At 53.3% G+C, this 15,538-nt stretch carries 14 protein-coding genes; 1 reads left to right on the forward strand and 13 read right to left on the reverse strand.

What is annotated here, in order from left to right:
- Nucleotides 1-8 precede the first annotated feature (8 nt).
- The 6 genes from H8K43_RS03020 to H8K43_RS03045 all read right to left on the reverse strand — a co-directional run bounded on the left by H8K43_RS03020 (nucleotide 9) and on the right by H8K43_RS03045 (nucleotide 6,613).
- Nucleotides 9-908 carry an SDR family oxidoreductase gene (locus H8K43_RS03020; protein ID WP_186902480.1) on the reverse strand — a complete coding sequence of 300 codons (900 nt, stop codon included), beginning with the start codon at nucleotides 906-908 and terminating at the stop codon, nucleotides 9-11.
- Nucleotides 909-965: 57 nt separating this feature from the next.
- A complete protein-coding gene (locus H8K43_RS03025; RefSeq protein ID WP_186902481.1) occupies nucleotides 966-1,961 on the reverse strand; it encodes an NADP-dependent oxidoreductase in 996 nt (331 codons plus the stop codon).
- A 103-nt stretch (nucleotides 1,962-2,064) separates the two neighbouring features.
- Nucleotides 2,065-2,586, reverse strand: coding sequence for a PaaI family thioesterase (locus H8K43_RS03030; protein ID WP_186902482.1), 522 nt, complete (start codon nucleotides 2,584-2,586; stop codon nucleotides 2,065-2,067).
- A gap of 86 nt (nucleotides 2,587-2,672) precedes the next feature.
- Nucleotides 2,673-3,464, reverse strand: a complete 792-nt coding sequence (locus tag H8K43_RS03035) for an SDR family oxidoreductase (RefSeq protein ID WP_186902483.1) — start codon at nucleotides 3,462-3,464, stop codon at nucleotides 2,673-2,675.
- 117 nt (nucleotides 3,465-3,581) lie between these two features.
- Nucleotides 3,582-5,399, reverse strand: a complete 1,818-nt coding sequence (locus H8K43_RS03040) for an acyl-CoA dehydrogenase (RefSeq protein WP_186902484.1) — start codon at nucleotides 5,397-5,399, stop codon at nucleotides 3,582-3,584.
- A gap of 35 nt (nucleotides 5,400-5,434) precedes the next feature.
- Nucleotides 5,435-6,613 (reverse strand): acetyl-CoA C-acyltransferase, encoded by a 1,179-nt coding sequence (locus tag H8K43_RS03045; protein ID WP_186902485.1) that lies wholly within the window; start codon nucleotides 6,611-6,613, stop codon nucleotides 5,435-5,437.
- 341 nt (nucleotides 6,614-6,954) lie between these two features.
- On the opposite strand from H8K43_RS03045, the gene H8K43_RS03050 reads away from it, so the two are divergent.
- Entirely contained in the window at nucleotides 6,955-8,619 is a 1,665-nt protein-coding gene (locus H8K43_RS03050; protein ID WP_186902486.1) for an MFS transporter, read from the forward strand.
- 132 nt (nucleotides 8,620-8,751) lie between these two features.
- On the opposite strand, the gene H8K43_RS19150 is transcribed toward H8K43_RS03050, so the two are convergent.
- The 7 genes from H8K43_RS19150 to guaB form a co-directional block, all read right to left on the reverse strand.
- Complete coding sequence (locus tag H8K43_RS19150) at nucleotides 8,752-9,663, reverse strand: LD-carboxypeptidase (protein WP_186902487.1); 912 nt, start codon at nucleotides 9,661-9,663, stop codon at nucleotides 8,752-8,754.
- Between the two features lie 84 nt (nucleotides 9,664-9,747).
- Nucleotides 9,748-10,293, reverse strand: a complete 546-nt coding sequence (gene tadA / locus H8K43_RS03060; RefSeq protein ID WP_186902488.1) for a tRNA adenosine(34) deaminase TadA — start codon at nucleotides 10,291-10,293, stop codon at nucleotides 9,748-9,750.
- A complete protein-coding gene (gene queD / locus H8K43_RS03065) occupies nucleotides 10,293-10,736 on the reverse strand; it encodes a 6-carboxytetrahydropterin synthase QueD (RefSeq protein WP_186902489.1) in 444 nt (147 codons plus the stop codon). The genes tadA and queD overlap by 1 nt, the downstream gene beginning before the upstream one ends.
- Nucleotides 10,737-10,743: 7 nt before the next feature.
- Nucleotides 10,744-11,379 carry a 7-carboxy-7-deazaguanine synthase gene (gene queE / locus H8K43_RS03070; protein ID WP_162018797.1) on the reverse strand — a complete coding sequence of 212 codons (636 nt, stop codon included), beginning with the start codon at nucleotides 11,377-11,379 and terminating at the stop codon, nucleotides 10,744-10,746.
- 3 nt (nucleotides 11,380-11,382) lie between these two features.
- Nucleotides 11,383-12,975 (reverse strand): glutamine-hydrolyzing GMP synthase, encoded by a 1,593-nt coding sequence (gene guaA, locus H8K43_RS03075; protein ID WP_186902490.1) that lies wholly within the window; start codon nucleotides 12,973-12,975, stop codon nucleotides 11,383-11,385.
- Nucleotides 12,976-12,978: 3 nt separating this feature from the next.
- Nucleotides 12,979-14,028, reverse strand: coding sequence for a sensor domain-containing diguanylate cyclase (locus H8K43_RS03080; RefSeq protein WP_186902491.1), 1,050 nt, complete (start codon nucleotides 14,026-14,028; stop codon nucleotides 12,979-12,981).
- Between the two features lie 26 nt (nucleotides 14,029-14,054).
- Complete coding sequence (gene guaB / locus H8K43_RS03085) at nucleotides 14,055-15,515, reverse strand: IMP dehydrogenase (RefSeq protein ID WP_162018803.1); 1,461 nt, start codon at nucleotides 15,513-15,515, stop codon at nucleotides 14,055-14,057.
- Nucleotides 15,516-15,538 lie beyond the last annotated feature (23 nt).

A 15,538-nucleotide genomic window follows, 5' to 3' on the forward strand; every position in this document is an offset into this window, starting at 1 on the left:
GACGCGGCTCAGGATTTCAGTTTTTCACGCAGCATTTCGCGTATGTGCGGCGTTGCTTTGTAGGGATCGCCGGGGTTACGTTGCTGCACGATGTCTTCCATTCTGTCCTGCACATTCGCCAGCGCTGCCGGATGCGAATAGATGTAAAACTGTGCTTCAGCGATCGCCTTGAAAGTATTCTCAGCCACTTCCTGCGCCGTCACCTTACCTGAGCTGACTGCCTTATCAGACATCACCTGTGCCACGCGCTGACTGACGGTAGGCGCACTGCCAGCCACATCTTCGGGCCGGTTACGATGCGATTGCGCGATACCAGTTGGCACAAAATACGGACAAAGCACCGAAGCGCCTATCGGTGCATCAACCAGTTGTAAGTCCTGATACAGCGATTCCGACAGCGACACCACCGCATGCTTAGACACGTTATACACGCCCATGGTCGGCGCATTGAGTAAGCCCGCCATCGATGCAGTATTGACGATATGTCCTTCATAATCAGCATCCTGACGCGCGCACGCCAGCATCAGCGGTGTGAAAATCCTGACGCCATGAATCACGCCCCACAGATTCACACCGAGCACCCATTCCCAATCGGCCTGGGTGTTTTCCCAGATCAGACCACCGGAACCGACACCCGCATTGTTAAATACCAGATGGACTGCGCCAAAGCGCGCCATTGTTGCATCGGCCAGTGCCTGCACCTGCTCCGCATGGCGCACATCACAGGCCTGCGCCAGTACCTGCACGCCCTGTGCACTGAGTTCAGCGCTCAGCGCATCGAGCGCTTCTTTCTGTACATCGGCCAGCACCAGCTTCATACCCAGCCTTGCACCGATCAGTGCAAACTCACGTCCAAAGCCACTGGCAGCGCCGGTAATCACGGCTACCCGGTTAGTAAAAGTCTTCATCTTGTCTCCTGTTTATTTTGTAATCGATGATGAATTGCTTAAGCTGGGCAGCTGGACTTAGATCAGCCTGACCAGTTGTTTGCCAAAATTACGGCCTTTTAACAAACCGATCAGTGCCTCCGGTGCCTGTGCCAGCCCTTGTGCGACAGACTCACGGAACTTGAGCTGGCCGCTGGCGACCTGTGCGCCCAGTTCCTGCAAGCCCTGTGGCCATAGATCCATATGCTCAGAAACAATGAAGCCACGCATAGTCAGACGCATCGTCAGGAACACGCGTGAATTTTGTATCGGTACCGGTTCGCCGTTATAGCCGGCGATCATGCCGCACAAGGCAATGCGGCCAAACGGATTCATACGCGTCAGCGTCGCATCGAAAACTGCGCCGCCTACATTTTCATACAAGGCATCGACGCCATCCGGTGTGGCAGCTGTCAATGCAGCCTGCCAGTCATCTGCTTTGTAATCGATACAGGCATCAAAGCCCAGTTCATCCACCACATAGGCGCATTTTTCCTGGCCACCGGCGATACCCACCACACGGCAGCCGCGTTGCCGCGCGAGTTGACCGACGACGCTGCCCACCGCACCGCTGGCGGCAGAAACGACTACCGTTTCACCTGCTTTGGGCTGCATGATCTGGGTCAGGCCATACCAGGCTGTCAGGCCCGGCATTCCCACCGCCCCCAGATAGGCAGACAAAGGGATGTGCGTCGTATCGAGCTTACGTAACAGGCTGCCATCCGATACCGCCATTTCAGTCCAGCCACTCATGCTGATGACTTGATCACCAACCGCAAAACGCGGATTTTTTGTGGCGATGATTTCGCCTACGGTACCGCCTATCATGGTGGCATTCAAAGGCTGCGGCTCGGCATAGCTTTTACTGTCCTGCATGCGGCCACGCATATATGGGTCGAGCGACAGATAGTGATTGCGGATCAGGACTTCGCCATCCTGAATCTCAGGTACTGCCAGGATCTCAAGCCGGAAATTATCCGGGCTGATTTCGCCCTGAGGACGGGAAGCTAAAACGATGCGTTGATAAGTGCTCATGTTGGTATTCCTTTAGATCAGGATTGAGGCGTGTCGCGTCAGCGTCGCTACGCCCGGCCAGATTCAGGCCTCTATCCTGGATTGATACAAAATTAGGCGTAACTTAATCGCTGCCACACAGCTTTTTCATGTTTTCGCCGGATTTCAGACGGCGCAGATATTTAAATGTGCCCATCGCCTTCGCGATCAGGCGCTCGCCATGCCAGATTTCAGCTTCACAAAAACACATGGTGGTGGATTGATGAAAGGCCTTGCCGCGTGCCTCGATGCGGCCTCCCGCAACGCCGCCAGGTTGCAGGAAACTGGTTTTCATCTCTACCGTCACCACACCTTTCAGATCTTCATGCAGTGAGCGTCCGGCCATCGCCATCACCACATCCAGCATGGTCATCAGCACGCCGCCATGGGTGATCATCCAGCTATTCATATGGCGCGTTTCCAGATCCAGTGCAATTCTGGCCTGGCCATCGGCCATCTCCAGAAACTCCACCCCCAGATCATGCAGGAAGGGATTAAGTTCAGCAGTCGGCTGAGCGAGCACAGCGCCCGGCGTAGTTGTCGCTGGTTTCGCTGGTGTCGCAGCTATCGCTGACGCAGTTGCGTCGGGAACGGATAATTCTTTCATGGATCTATCAACAAACAGACTGGCTGCCGCAGCAGCCGCAGTCTTTAAAAAAAGGCGAACCAGCCTGAAACAATGCAGACGTTGTATCAGGCCACTGCAGACACGCCACCATCCACAGCCAGAGTCTGACCAGTAATGTGCTTGCCTGCATCGGAGGCGAATAATACCGTGATTCCCTTTAAGTCTTCGTCGTCACCGATGCGCTGCAAAGGTGCCATGCGCGACAAGTTCTTTTCACCCAGATGCTCAAGTATGCCTTTCGTCATTTTGGACGGGAAGAAACCGGGCGCGATCGCGTTGACCGTAATACCGTACTGACCCCATTCACCGGCCAGGGTGCGGGTAAAGTTAATCACTGCTGCTTTCGAGGTGTTATATGCAATCGTCTGCATAGTGCCGGGCGCATTACCGGCCAAACCTGCGATGGAGGCGACATTGATGATACGGCCAGTCTGACGCGGTATCATGCTGCGTTTACCTATGATCTGGGACAGCAGGAAGATACTGCGCACATTCAGATCCATCACCTTATCCCAAGCCTCCAGCGGGTAATCCTGCGCCGGGGCACCCCAGGTCGCACCGGCATTGTTGACCAGAATATCAATCTGTCCCGCCTGCGCCAAAGCCTGCTCCGCCAGTTGCTGCACAGCCGCTTCCTGCGCCAGATCCGCGGCTATCGCACTGGCAGCGATGCCACGCTCATGTAAGTAAGCAACGGCCTGATCCAACTCATCCTGTTTGCGCGCCGACAGGATGACGCGTGCGCCCTGTTCGCCCAGTGCCTCAGCCATTTGCAGCCCCAGCCCGCGTGAGCCGCCGGTAACCAGTGCTGTTTTACCCTGCAAATTCATCAGTTGTTGTACGCTGCGTGCGGTCATTGCATCTCCGTTATGTTGAGTTCACGCCAGCAGTCAGCGCTGTTCAGCGCCAGCCTGACGTGCCCGAATCTGAAAATTGATCTTCTGTGTGAATCGCTTAAACAAGCAGCTCTGGTATCAGAACCAGCTGTCCTGCATATCGAGGTTGGTGCGGTCCAACTGCGCCAGAATGTCGAGTTGCGCATGAACTTTCGGTAATTCCCATTGAAAGAAATAGCGGCAGGCCTGCAATTTTCCTGCGTAAAAATCGGCATCGTGGGCCAGCTTTTGTTGAAGCGCACATAAAGCCTGCTCCAGCCAGATCCAGGAAACTACCGCATGTCCAAATACCTCCAGATACAAAGAGGCATTTGCCAGCGTCAGATTCTTATCTGTCTGGCTGTGCAAGAGCTTAGTGACCTGCGCCAGTCGTTGCAGCACCCTGGCCAGCGCTTTGCCATAGCCGACTAAGGGCTCGGTGTTAGCGGCCCGCAGCAGGGTTTTATGCATCAGTTCGCCCAGTGCTTCCAGCGCTGCACCATCCTGCATGATGACTTTGCGCCCCAACAAATCCAGTCCCTGTATGCCGTGCGTGCCTTCGTGGATGGGATTGAGCCGGTTATCACGGTAAAACTGTTCGACATGGTATTCACGCGTATAGCCGTAACCACCATGAACCTGTATCGCCAGATTATTCGCCTCCAGACACCATTGCGATGGCCAGGATTTAGCAATCGGAGTCAGGATGTCGAGCAGCAGATTGGCATAGGTACGCGTAGCGGCATCAGGCGCGGTGCGCTCTTCATCCACCAGTCTGGCGCAGTAGAGATTCAGTGCCAGTCCACCTTCGACATAGCTTTTCTGCGCCAGCAGCATGCGCTTCACATCGGTATGTTCAATGATGGGTATCTGCTTGCTGGCAGGATCTTTATTCAATGGCGCCCTGCCTTGCGGACGCTGACGCGCGTACTCCAGTGCATGCAGATAGCCGGTGTAACCCAGCATCACGGCCCCCAGACCGACGCCTATGCGTGCCTCGTTCATCATATGGAACATATTGGCCAGGCCCTGATGCAGATTGCCGACCAAGTAGCCGATGGCTCCGGCCTGTGACTGCGGCTGGAATTTACCTTCACCGAAATTCAGCAGGCAGTTGGTGGTGCCGCGATAGCCCATTTTATGGTTGAGGCCAGCCAGCACCACATCATTGCGCTCACCCACACTGCCATCATCCTGCACCAGAAACTTAGGCACGATGAACAGCGATATGCCTTTCACGCCGGGTATCAGCTTACCGTGCTGGTCAGGTACTTTCGCCAGCACCAGATGAACGATGTTCTCCGCCAGCTCGTGTTCACCGCCAGAAATCCACATTTTGTTGCCAGTCAGACGGTAAGTCCCATCCTCCTGCGGGATAGCCTTGCAAGTGATGTCCGACAGACTGGACCCCGCCTGCGGCTCAGACAGGCACATGGTGCCGAAAAAGCGGCCTTCCAGCATGGGTTTCACATAGCGTTCTATCTGCTCAGGCGTACCACAACGCAGCAAGGTGTTGGCATTGCCTATGGTCAGAAACGGATAGGCGGCGGTACCTACATTAGCTGCTTTAAAATAGGCAAAACCCGCCTTTTCGACTACGCAGGGTAACTGCATCCCGCCATATTCATAATCCTGGCCCGCAGCAAACAAACCGGCATTGCGGAAAGCCTGCAGCGCATGCCCGACTTCCGGAATCATGCGTACCGAGCTGCCGTCAAACACCGGCTCATTTTCATCCGCTTTTTTATTATGCGTCGCAAACAAATCGCTGGCGATCTGCTCACAGGTATCGAGTGCGGCACTGAAGGTTTCCCGGCTATGATCCGCATAGCGCGGGCGCTCTTGCAGCTGTTCTACCTGCAGCCACTCAAACAATAAAAAATCCAGATCACGGCGGGAGACAAGTTTAGATTGCATAAGTCACTCACTAGAAATCAACACACTATTCAAGATCAGACAACTTCAAACAAGCCTGCCGCCCCTTGGCCACCGCCTATGCACATGGTCACCACCACATATTTCACGCCACGGCGCTTGCCCTCGATCAGCGCATGCCCCGTCAGACGTGCACCAGATACACCATACGGATGGCCGACAGCGATGGAGCCGCCATTCACGTTTAATCTGTCCATAGGGATGCCCAGTTTGTCAGCGCAATACAGCACCTGTACCGCAAAGGCTTCGTTTAATTCCCACAGACCGATATCCTCAACGCGCAGACCAGCTTTTTTCAAGAGCTTAGGGATCGCAAATACCGGGCCTATGCCCATCTCATCGGGTTCGCAACCCGCCACCGCAAAGCCTCTGAAAATACCCAGCGGCTGTAAGCCCTTGGCTTCCGCCACTTCAGAGCGCATCACAATCGCTACCGAAGCTCCATCTGAGAACTGACTCGCATTACCGGCTGTAATCACGCCACCAGGCAAGGCGCTACGGATTTTCGACACGCCTTCGATTGTAGTGTCTGCCCGAATTCCCTCGTCGGCGGCGATCGTGACTTCACGGGTAATCAACATACCGGATGCCTTATCCGCCACGCCCATGGTGGTGGTCATCGGGACGATTTCCGCATCAAACAAGCCAGCTGCCTGTGCCGCTGCGGCGCGCAACTGACTTTGTACGCCATACTCATCCTGACGTTCACGCGAAATCTGATAACGCTTCGCGACCATTTCAGCGGTCTGCAACATAGGCCAGTACACTTCCGGCTTATGCGCCTTGAGCCAGGGCTCAGCGATCATGTGTTTATTCGCCTCGTTTTGCACGCAAGAGATAGACTCCACCCCGCCTGCCGCAAAAATATCGCCTTCACCGGCGATGATACGCTGCGCTGCCAGCGCTATCGTTTGTAAGCCGGAAGAACAGAAACGGTTAACCGTGACACCGGCCGCCGTGACCGGACAACCAGCGCGCAGCGCAATCTGGCGCGCGATATTGCTACCGGTTGCACCTTCCGGTGTGGCACAGCCCATCACCACATCCTCAACCTCTGCTGCCTCGATACCGGCGCGCTTTATGGCGGCCTGCAGCACATGTCCACCCATGGTCGCACCATGGGTCATATTGAAAGCGCCTTTCCAGGACTTAGCTAAACCGGTGCGGGCGGTAGAAACGATGACTGCGTCTGACATAGGAGGTCTCCTGTTATAGGTATGGTTCAAACGGGGTTTTCTGATAGCAAGTCTGACATGATTCGGGCTAACTTGCTTCAGTACAAATCAAACAATCCGCAGCAGAATAGCACAATTAAGCACGACCGTTCGATAATTGAAAATTTCTCTTCGATGTGTCTTTTTTTAACAAAAAAACCGACAAAATTGCCCTTGTGTAAGTTTCTGTAAGTTTCAAGAAAGCATGCCGTAAGCTTACGCTCGCACACTCAGGCTGTGCAAAAAAGATCAGACCGGTCAGATTCTATCGTCCGTTTGATTGCATTGCCCAACTACTTTAATACATAAAACAGGAGACAAGCATGGCGACAGCACCTATTGCAACGTCAGGCGGCATGACAGCTGAAGAACGCAAAGTCATTTTTGCGTCCTCACTCGGTACCGTCTTTGAATGGTATGACTTTTATCTGTACGGCTCACTGGCAGCCATCATTGCCAAACAATTCTTTGCCGGCGCAGATCCAAATACCGCTTTTATTTTTGCTTTGCTGGCTTTTGCAGCAGGCTTTATCGTGCGTCCTTTCGGCGCACTGGTGTTTGGTCGTCTGGGTGACATGATCGGCCGTAAATACACCTTCCTGGTCACCATCCTGATCATGGGCGGCTCGACTTTCTGCGTTGGTTTATTGCCGAATTACGAAACATGGGGTGTGGTCGCTCCTATCATCCTGGTTTCCCTGCGCATCCTGCAAGGTCTGGCACTGGGTGGCGAATACGGTGGTGCCGCAACTTACGTGGCCGAACATGCGCCGCATGGCAAGCGTGGTGCCTACACAGCCTGGATTCAAACTACAGCGACTTTGGGTTTGTTCCTGTCGCTGATGGTGATTCTGGGTACACGTACTGCAATCGGTGAAGAAGAGTTCAATATCTGGGGCTGGCGCGTTCCTTTCCTGGTTTCTGTTTTCCTGCTGGCGATCTCGGTATGGATACGTTTGTCCATGAATGAATCCCCTGCTTTCGCAAAAATGAAAGCAGAAGGCAAAACCTCCAAAGCACCGCTGACTGAATCCTTCGGCCAATGGAAAAACCTGAAAATTGTGATCCTGGCACTGGTTGGTCTGACTGCAGGTCAAGCTGTGGTCTGGTACACAGGTCAGTTCTATGCTCTGTTCTTCCTGCAGCAAACGCTGAAGGTTGATGGCGCAACAGCTAACCTGCTGATCGCTGCTTCGCTGGTCATCGGCACACCTTTCTTTATCGTATTCGGTTCCCTGTCCGATAAAATTGGTCGCAAACCGATTATTCTGGCTGGCTGCCTGATCGCTGCGGTGACCTACTTCCCGATTTTCAACGCCTTGACTCACTATGCGAATCCGGCACTGGAAGCTGCATTGAAAAACTCTCCTGTCGTAGTAACTGCAGATCCGGCTGACTGCCAGTTCCAGTTCAACCCAACCGGCACTAAGAAATTCACTTCTTCCTGCGACATCGTGAAGGCAAAACTGGCTGCAGCATCGGTCAACTATGCCAATGAAGTTGCACCGGCTGGCACAGTAGCGACTGTTAAAGTCGGCGACAAAGTCATCACTTCGTATGCGTCTACCGGCTTACCAAAAGAAGAAGCTGCAGCCAAAGATAAAGCCTTCTCGAAAGAACTGAGTGAAGCGATCAAAGCAGCTGGCTATCCTGCCAAAGCAGATCCTAAGGCCATCGACAAACCGATGGTGCTGGTCTTGCTGGTGATCCTGGTGTTGTACGTCACCATGGTGTACGGCCCGATTGCTGCGATGCTGGTTGAAATGTTCCCAACCCGTATCCGCTACACGTCTATGTCCCTGCCTTACCACATCGGTAATGGCTGGTTCGGCGGCCTGCTGCCAACCACAGCTTTCGCGCTGGTGGCATTCAAAGGCGATATTTACTACGGTCTGTGGTATCCGATCATCATCGCGCTGGCAACCTTTGTGATTGGTGCACTGTTCATCCGTGAGACCAAAGACAATGATATCTATGCCGGTGACTAAACCTGGCGTATCTGCCTCAGCTTGCAAGTGAGCTGAGGCAGTACAGATATCTAAAATGCAAAAAGAGAAAGCCACCTTCACGGTGGCTTTCTCTTTTAGTGCGCTGGCCGCAGCAATCAGTGCTGATTCAGCTTACCACTGCATCGCTAGTGTAGCCTGTTGCTGCGTAACCCTGAGTTCCGCCTGGCTACCCACCATCAGACTGGCACGCATAGGTGTATGTCCAAATGGCAGCCCGGTCACCACCGGTACCGCGATGATGCTGCGCAGATAATCCAGCATCGCTTCCATGTCATAACCATTGTCATGCGGCGCCAGCTTGTAAGCCGAAAAATGTCCGAGCACGATCGCTTTTTGATTCGCTAAGGCACCGGCATAATGCAATTGCAGCAGCATGCGCTCTATGCGATACGGGTGTTCACCAATATCTTCGAGGAATAGTATCCCTTCCGGCTCATGGTGCCAGTAAGGCGTGCCGGCTGTATGCGTAAGCATGGCCAGATTTCCGCCCCACAGCTTACCCGACACTTGTAATTCGCCACTGTACGCAGTTTCAAACTCGACGCGATGACTGTCAGCAGAAATACAATGCATGAACTGGTCTATGGTGTAAACAGACTGCTGCTCACGTGTGTAATCATCACACAGCATGGGGCCTGCCAGACTGCGGCAGCCACGCTGCAACAAGCCCTGATGCACCAGCGTGAAATCACTGTAACCGACAAATAATTTGCCGCTTTGTGCCAGCAAATCAAAATCAATATCGGGCAACAAACGTGACAACCCATAGCTGCCGCGCAGCGCCAGTACAATTTCCACGTCGGGATCGCTGGCAGCAGCATGAATTTGCGCGACGCGATGCGCATCTCTGCCACCAAAGCGCTGATATTTTTGTTCGGGATCGTAAAAAGAATGCACCGTAAAACCCTGCTCTTGCAGGCGGGTCAGTCCTAATTTGACAGCAGCTTCATCGGGTGGCGCGCCGCTGGGGGCAACCACCGCAATGTGCCTGGGAGTAGTGCTAAGCGCTGAGCTTGAATTCACAAGACACCTGCAAAAAAATAAACAGTCCCTAGAGTAACTGATTAATAGTTTTCAAGGCAATGCTTGGGAACAAAAAAACGGAGATTATGGAGCGTCTGGCAGCACCTGACTCTGAGTTTGGGCAAGCAGCTTTTTTTGTGCTGCGGCTAAACGCCGGCTACGAAAAAAATCCTGCAACAGCGCCGCGCATTCTTCCGCCAGCACACCGCGTGTCAGCTGCGTATGATGATTGAGTTTAGGCTCGTCAAAGATATTCAACACTGAACCGGCGACACCGGTTTTATAATCGCTGGCACCAAAAATCACGCGCGCTATCCGCGCATGCATCATAGCACCGGCGCACATCACACAAGGTTCCAGCGTGACATATAGCTCACAACCTGGCATGCGGTAGTTTTGCAGCAAGGCCGCTGCCGCGCGCAGTGCCATCATCTCAGCATGAGCGCTGGGATCATGGTCAACGATAGGACGATTGTAGCCAGCGGCGATGACCTGTCCGTCTTTGACCAGCACCGCACCGACCGGCACCTCACCCTGCTCCCAGGCCAGCTTTGCCTGTGCCAATGCCAGGCGCATGAAACCTTCGTCTCTGTGCGCCTGCTCCGCAGCGGACAGTATTTCCGCTTTCATCAGCCGTCGATTTCTGCCCAGCAGTTAGGCGTTTCGTAGAGTGTGACTTTTTTCAGTTCCAGCGTACGGCCAAAACGATCACGGTAAACATCCTTCAGAATATCGAAGGCGATTTTGGCCAGGTTCTCTACGGTAGGCACGCGGTCTATCACTACCGTTTTATGTCCCGGCAGTTTTTCCAGGAAATTGCGGATGATGTAGTCTTTCTCGTAGACGATGAAAGAGTGATCCCACAGATTGACCAGGTGTTCATTGGCGAGCGCCTTGATATCGCCAAAATCCATAATCATGCCATTATCGGATTCACCATCCTGCTGCACCACCTCACCAGTCAGAGTGATTTGCAGGGTATAGCGGTGACCGTGCAAATTACGACACTGGCTGCTGTGATCCGGAATACGATGACCGGCATCGAATTCCATTTTTCGGGTAATCGTTAACATGAAAAGCTTAAGGAATTTGTAGAAGTTTATGGGTTTGCAAGCTCAGCTTCCATTGCGGATTCGCTTTGCAAAACTCGATTGCGAGACGCAGATTATCGTCCCGCAGCGGGCCATCCATGGCTTGCACGAAGTAATGTTCAAAATCAAGATTTGCATATGTTGCCATATCCTGACCCAGTTGCGGGATCACCACCTTGATTTCATTGCCGCGCCTGACCTGCAAAGCCGAGCCCATTTTAGGACTGACGCAGACCCAGTCCACGCCTTCAGGCACAGGCAAGGTGCCATTGGTTTCAATCGCAATTTCAAAGCCGACCGCATGCATCGCGGCGATCAGTTCCGTATCCAGTTGCAATAAGGGCTCACCGCCGGTGAAGACCACGTATTTACTATCCGGGTAAGACTGTGGCCACAAGGCGTTAATCGCCTGCGCCAGCTCCTGTGCAGATTTAAACTTGCCACCACCAACGCCGTCAGTACCGACAAAATCAGTATCACAAAACTGACAAACCGCAGAGCTGCGATCCTCTTCCCTGCCCGACCACAGATTACAGCCCGAAAAACGGCAAAAAACCGCAGGGCGGCCAGCATGATTGCCTTCGCCCTGCAGTGTATAAAATATCTCTTTGACGCTATATGTCACGTCTTATTCCCATTCTATCGTTGCTGGTGGTTTGCCAGAGATATCGTAAACCACGCGGTTGATGCCGCGTACTTCGTTGATGATCCGGTTGGAAACCTTGCCTAATAATTCGTGCGGCAGGTGGGCCCAGTGGGCGGTCATGAAGTCCTGGGTTTGCACCGCACGTAAAGCGACTACGTAGTCATAGGTGCGGCCATCGCCCATGACGCCTACCGATTTAACCGGCAGGAAAACGGCAAATGCCTGGCTGGTCGCGTCGTACCAGCTGACTGGCTTTTCTGCGTTTGGATCAACGAAGTTAGTGCGCAATTCTTCGATGAAAATCGCATCGGCTTTACGCAGCAGGTCGGCGAATTCTTTTTTGACTTCACCCAAAATGCGCACGCCCAGGCCAGGGCCAGGGAAAGGATGGCGATACACCATGCCGTGTGGCAGACCCAGCGCAACGCCCAGCTTACGGACTTCATCCTTAAACAGTTCGCGCAGTGGCTCCAGCAGTTTCAGGTTCAGGGTATCTGGCAAACCGCCGACATTGTGGTGGCTCTTGATGGTATGCGAACCCTTTTTACCTTTACCGGCGCTTTCGATCACATCAGGATAAATCGTGCCCTGCGCCAGCCATTTTGCGTTGCTGAGTTTGGCGGATTCGGCCTGGAACACTTCAACAAATTCACGACCGATGATTTTGCGTTTTGCTTCAGGATCGGTAACGCCGGTCAGATGCCCCATGAACTGGGCAGTCGCATCGACATGGATCACTTTCACACCCAGATTATTGGCAAACATTTCCATGACCATCTTGCCCTCGTCCTGGCGCAACAGGCCATGATCGACGAATACGCAAGTCAGCTGATCACCGATGGCGCGATGGATCAGCGCTGCAGCCACACTGCTGTCAACACCACCGGACAGTCCAAGTATCACTTCATCGCTGCCTACCTGGGCGCGGATAGCGGCCACCGCTTCAGCGATATAGTCAGGCATATTCCAGTCAGATTGACAGCCGCAGATATCGTGCACAAAGCGACCGATAATCGCTTCACCTTGCACCGTGTGTGTGACTTCTGGATGGAACTGAACTGCATAGAAACGGCGATCTTCATCAGCCATTGCCGCGATCGGGCAATTGTCGGTCGATGCCATCAGTTTGAAACCAGGCGGCATTTCATTGACCTTGTCGCCGTGGCTCATCCAGACTTTGAGCATGCCATGGCCTTCCGGCGTCACAAAATCATGGATATCTTTGAGCAAAGCAGTATGGCTGCGTGCACGCACTTCAGCATAGCCGAACTCGCGTACCAGACCATTTTCTACTTTACCACCCAGCTGCTCGGCCATGGTTTGCATACCGTAGCATATACCCAACACCGGCACGCCAGCCTCAAACACTGCCAGCGGCGCACGTGGCGTATCGCCTTCGGTCACGCTGTTCGGGCCACCGGACAGGATAATCCCGGCTGCGCCATAATTTTTGATGAATTCATCGCTGACATCGTAAGGATGAACTTCAGAAAACACACCGGCATCGCGCACACGGCGGGCGATCAGTTGCGTCACTTGCGAACCGAAATCAAGTATCAGTATTTTGGAGTGCATAATTCAAATAATCATGTCTGGTTGTGCGGGCGCTGCCTGTACAACACTATTGTTTCCTGCTGTCCTCGCAGAGAGCAGGGCTTTTTCAGCGAGGCTGATCAAGGCTTCTGGATCTGCTTCAGGAAAAGTGTCGGTTGACACCACCCCACTACAGACCGTCAAATTTTTTTCTGCGTCATCCACCCATTCAGGGTGCGTCATCACGGCGAGACGGATACGTTCCGCCACCGCGAATGCGACCAGATGCGACGCGCCAGGCAATACGATCAGCAACTGATCGGAACCAAACCGCCCCAGCGCATCAAAAGGACGGATACAGGAACGTACCCGGCTGACTACCCGTATCAATAACTGATCAGTCGCCGCCAGACCATATGCGGCGCGGATCTGATCAATCTGATCCGGATAAACGAACAGCAGCGACAAGGGCTTTTGCGCCTTGGTACAGCGCTCCATTTCTATGCTCAGGGAGCGGATGATTGCGCCCTTATTCCAGGTACCCAGCAAGGGATCTATCATCGCCTCGCGCTTCAATACCCGGTTTTGCTTGAGCAGTTCGTTATGCGTCTGCAGCATCACACCCAATGCCAGCTCGCGCTCTATCAGCGCCGCCAGATCAGTCAGCAGCAGTCGCTGTGATTCATCAAACTGGCGCGGCTGATAATCAACCAGGCGCAAACAGCCCGCCAATTGTCCATCCTGTGCATAGACCGGATGTGAAGCGAAGAAGCGAATAAACGGCGGCCCTGCCACGTAGCGATTTTCCGCAAGCTCAGTGTGTTGATTGAGATCGGGAATGACGACGATCTCATCCGTGCCTGGAATCGCATCACAAAACAAGGCTTCCATTTCGGTGATGGACTTCTCATTACCACCTGAACGCCCAGAGAGCTGACCAAAGCTCACAAAGCAATTGGCCGTAGAAAACAGCTGCAGTCCCAGGCGCTCAAAACGGGCTATCCTGGCGTCGAATTTTTCACTCATCAAACGTTCAACACCTGTTTGCAGCTGTCGTATGCCCGTCGAATGAAATCCCCCTACACTTGCAGACATGCTTCCTCCCTCTGGTTCACTGATGATTAGTCAGCGCGGTAGTTCGGAGCTTCCTTGGTGATTTGTACGTCATGCACATGGGACTCACGCATGCCGGCAGAAGTAATTTCTACAAATTCTGCCTTGGTATGCAAGTCATCGATAGAGCCGCAACCACAGTAGCCCATGGAGGAGCGTACACCGCCAACCAGTTGATACAGAATGGCTAATACACTGCCTTTGTAAGGCACACGACCTTCAATACCTTCCGGTACCAGTTTATCTGCATTATTGGCAGCATCCTGGAAATAACGGTCAGCAGAACCGTCTGCCATCGCACCCAGACTGCCCATGCCGCGATAGGATTTATAGCTGCGGCCCTGGAACAGAATGACTTCGCCCGGTGCTTCTTCGGTACCGGCAAACATACTGCCCATCATGACCGTCGATGCGCCAGCGGCCAGTGCTTTGGAGACGTCGCCAGAGAAGCGTACACCGCCGTCAGCGATACAAGGAACGCCAGTACCTTTGAGCGCGTTGGCGACATTGGCAATCGCAGTAATCTGCGGTACACCCACACCGGCTACGATACGGGTAGTACAGATAGAACCAGGACCAATACCGACTTTCACCGCATCGGCACCATGTTCAACCAGTGCCAGCGCAGCTGCGGCCGTTGCGATATTGCCGCCGATGACTTCGATATGCGGGTAGTTATCCTTGACCCAACGCACGCGATCCAGCACGCCCTTAGAGTGACCATGTGCGGTATCAACTACAATCACGTCCACACCTGCCTTTGCCAGCAAGTCGATACGTTCTTCATTATCCGGACCAACGCCGACCGCAGCACCGACACGTAACTTACCGTGCACATCTTTGGATGCGAAAGGATGTTCGGTCGATTTTTGTATATCTTTGACCGTGATCAGACCACGCAATTCAAAGCTGTCATTCACCACCAGTACACGTTCCAGGCGGTGTTTATTCATCAGACGCTTGGCTTCGGACAGGTCGGCCGTTTCATTCACATACACCAGTTTTTCACGTGGCGTCATTTTGGAACGCGCTTCTGCATCGAGTTCTTCTTCGAAGCGTAAATCGCGATTGGTGATGATACCGACTACAGTATTGCCCTCCACCACAGGGAAGCCACTGATCCCGTATTGCTGGGACAAGGCAATCACCTCGCGGATTTTCATGCTCGGTGGAATCGTGATCGGATCACGCAGCACACCGGACTCAAAGCGCTTGACCTTCGCGACTTCGCGGGCCTGCTCTTTGGCTGTGAGGTTTTTATGGATGATACCGATACCGCCTTCCTGTGCCATGGCAATTGCCAGTCTGGCTTCAGTCACTGTATCCATAGCTGCGGACACCAACGGAATATTCAAATGAATATTGCGCGTCAATTTCGTCGCAAGAGAAGTGTCTTTAGGGAGGATGTTCGAGTAAGCTGGAACGAGTAGCACGTCATCGAAAGTGAGTGCTTTTTGGAGTAAACGCATAGTATTTCCTATAGGCGCAAAAG

Source organism: Cognatundibacterium curvum, from assembly GCF_014284235.1.
In the GTDB taxonomy this organism is placed as follows: domain Bacteria; phylum Pseudomonadota; class Gammaproteobacteria; order Burkholderiales; family Burkholderiaceae_D; genus Undibacterium; species Undibacterium curvum.

Coding starts and splice junctions, on each gene's coding strand:
- H8K43_RS03080 (WP_186902491.1), bottom strand. CDS start 14,028: ATGTCTGCAAGTGTAGGGGGATTTCATTCGACGGGCATACGACAGCTG.
- H8K43_RS03050 (WP_186902486.1), top strand. CDS start 6,955: ATGGCGACAGCACCTATTGCAACGTCAGGCGGCATGACAGCTGAAGAA.
- H8K43_RS03025 (WP_186902481.1), bottom strand. CDS start 1,961: ATGAGCACTTATCAACGCATCGTTTTAGCTTCCCGTCCTCAGGGCGAA.
- H8K43_RS03030 (WP_186902482.1), bottom strand. CDS start 2,586: ATGAAAGAATTATCCGTTCCCGACGCAACTGCGTCAGCGATAGCTGCG.
- H8K43_RS03020 (WP_186902480.1), bottom strand. CDS start 908: ATGAAGACTTTTACTAACCGGGTAGCCGTGATTACCGGCGCTGCCAGT.
- queD (WP_186902489.1), bottom strand. CDS start 10,736: ATGTTAACGATTACCCGAAAAATGGAATTCGATGCCGGTCATCGTATT.
- H8K43_RS03045 (WP_186902485.1), bottom strand. CDS start 6,613: ATGTCAGACGCAGTCATCGTTTCTACCGCCCGCACCGGTTTAGCTAAG.
- H8K43_RS03035 (WP_186902483.1), bottom strand. CDS start 3,464: ATGACCGCACGCAGCGTACAACAACTGATGAATTTGCAGGGTAAAACA.
- guaA (WP_186902490.1), bottom strand. CDS start 12,975: ATGCACTCCAAAATACTGATACTTGATTTCGGTTCGCAAGTGACGCAA.
- guaB (WP_162018803.1), bottom strand. CDS start 15,515: ATGCGTTTACTCCAAAAAGCACTCACTTTCGATGACGTGCTACTCGTT.
- tadA (WP_186902488.1), bottom strand. CDS start 10,293: ATGAAAGCGGAAATACTGTCCGCTGCGGAGCAGGCGCACAGAGACGAA.
- H8K43_RS03040 (WP_186902484.1), bottom strand. CDS start 5,399: ATGCAATCTAAACTTGTCTCCCGCCGTGATCTGGATTTTTTATTGTTT.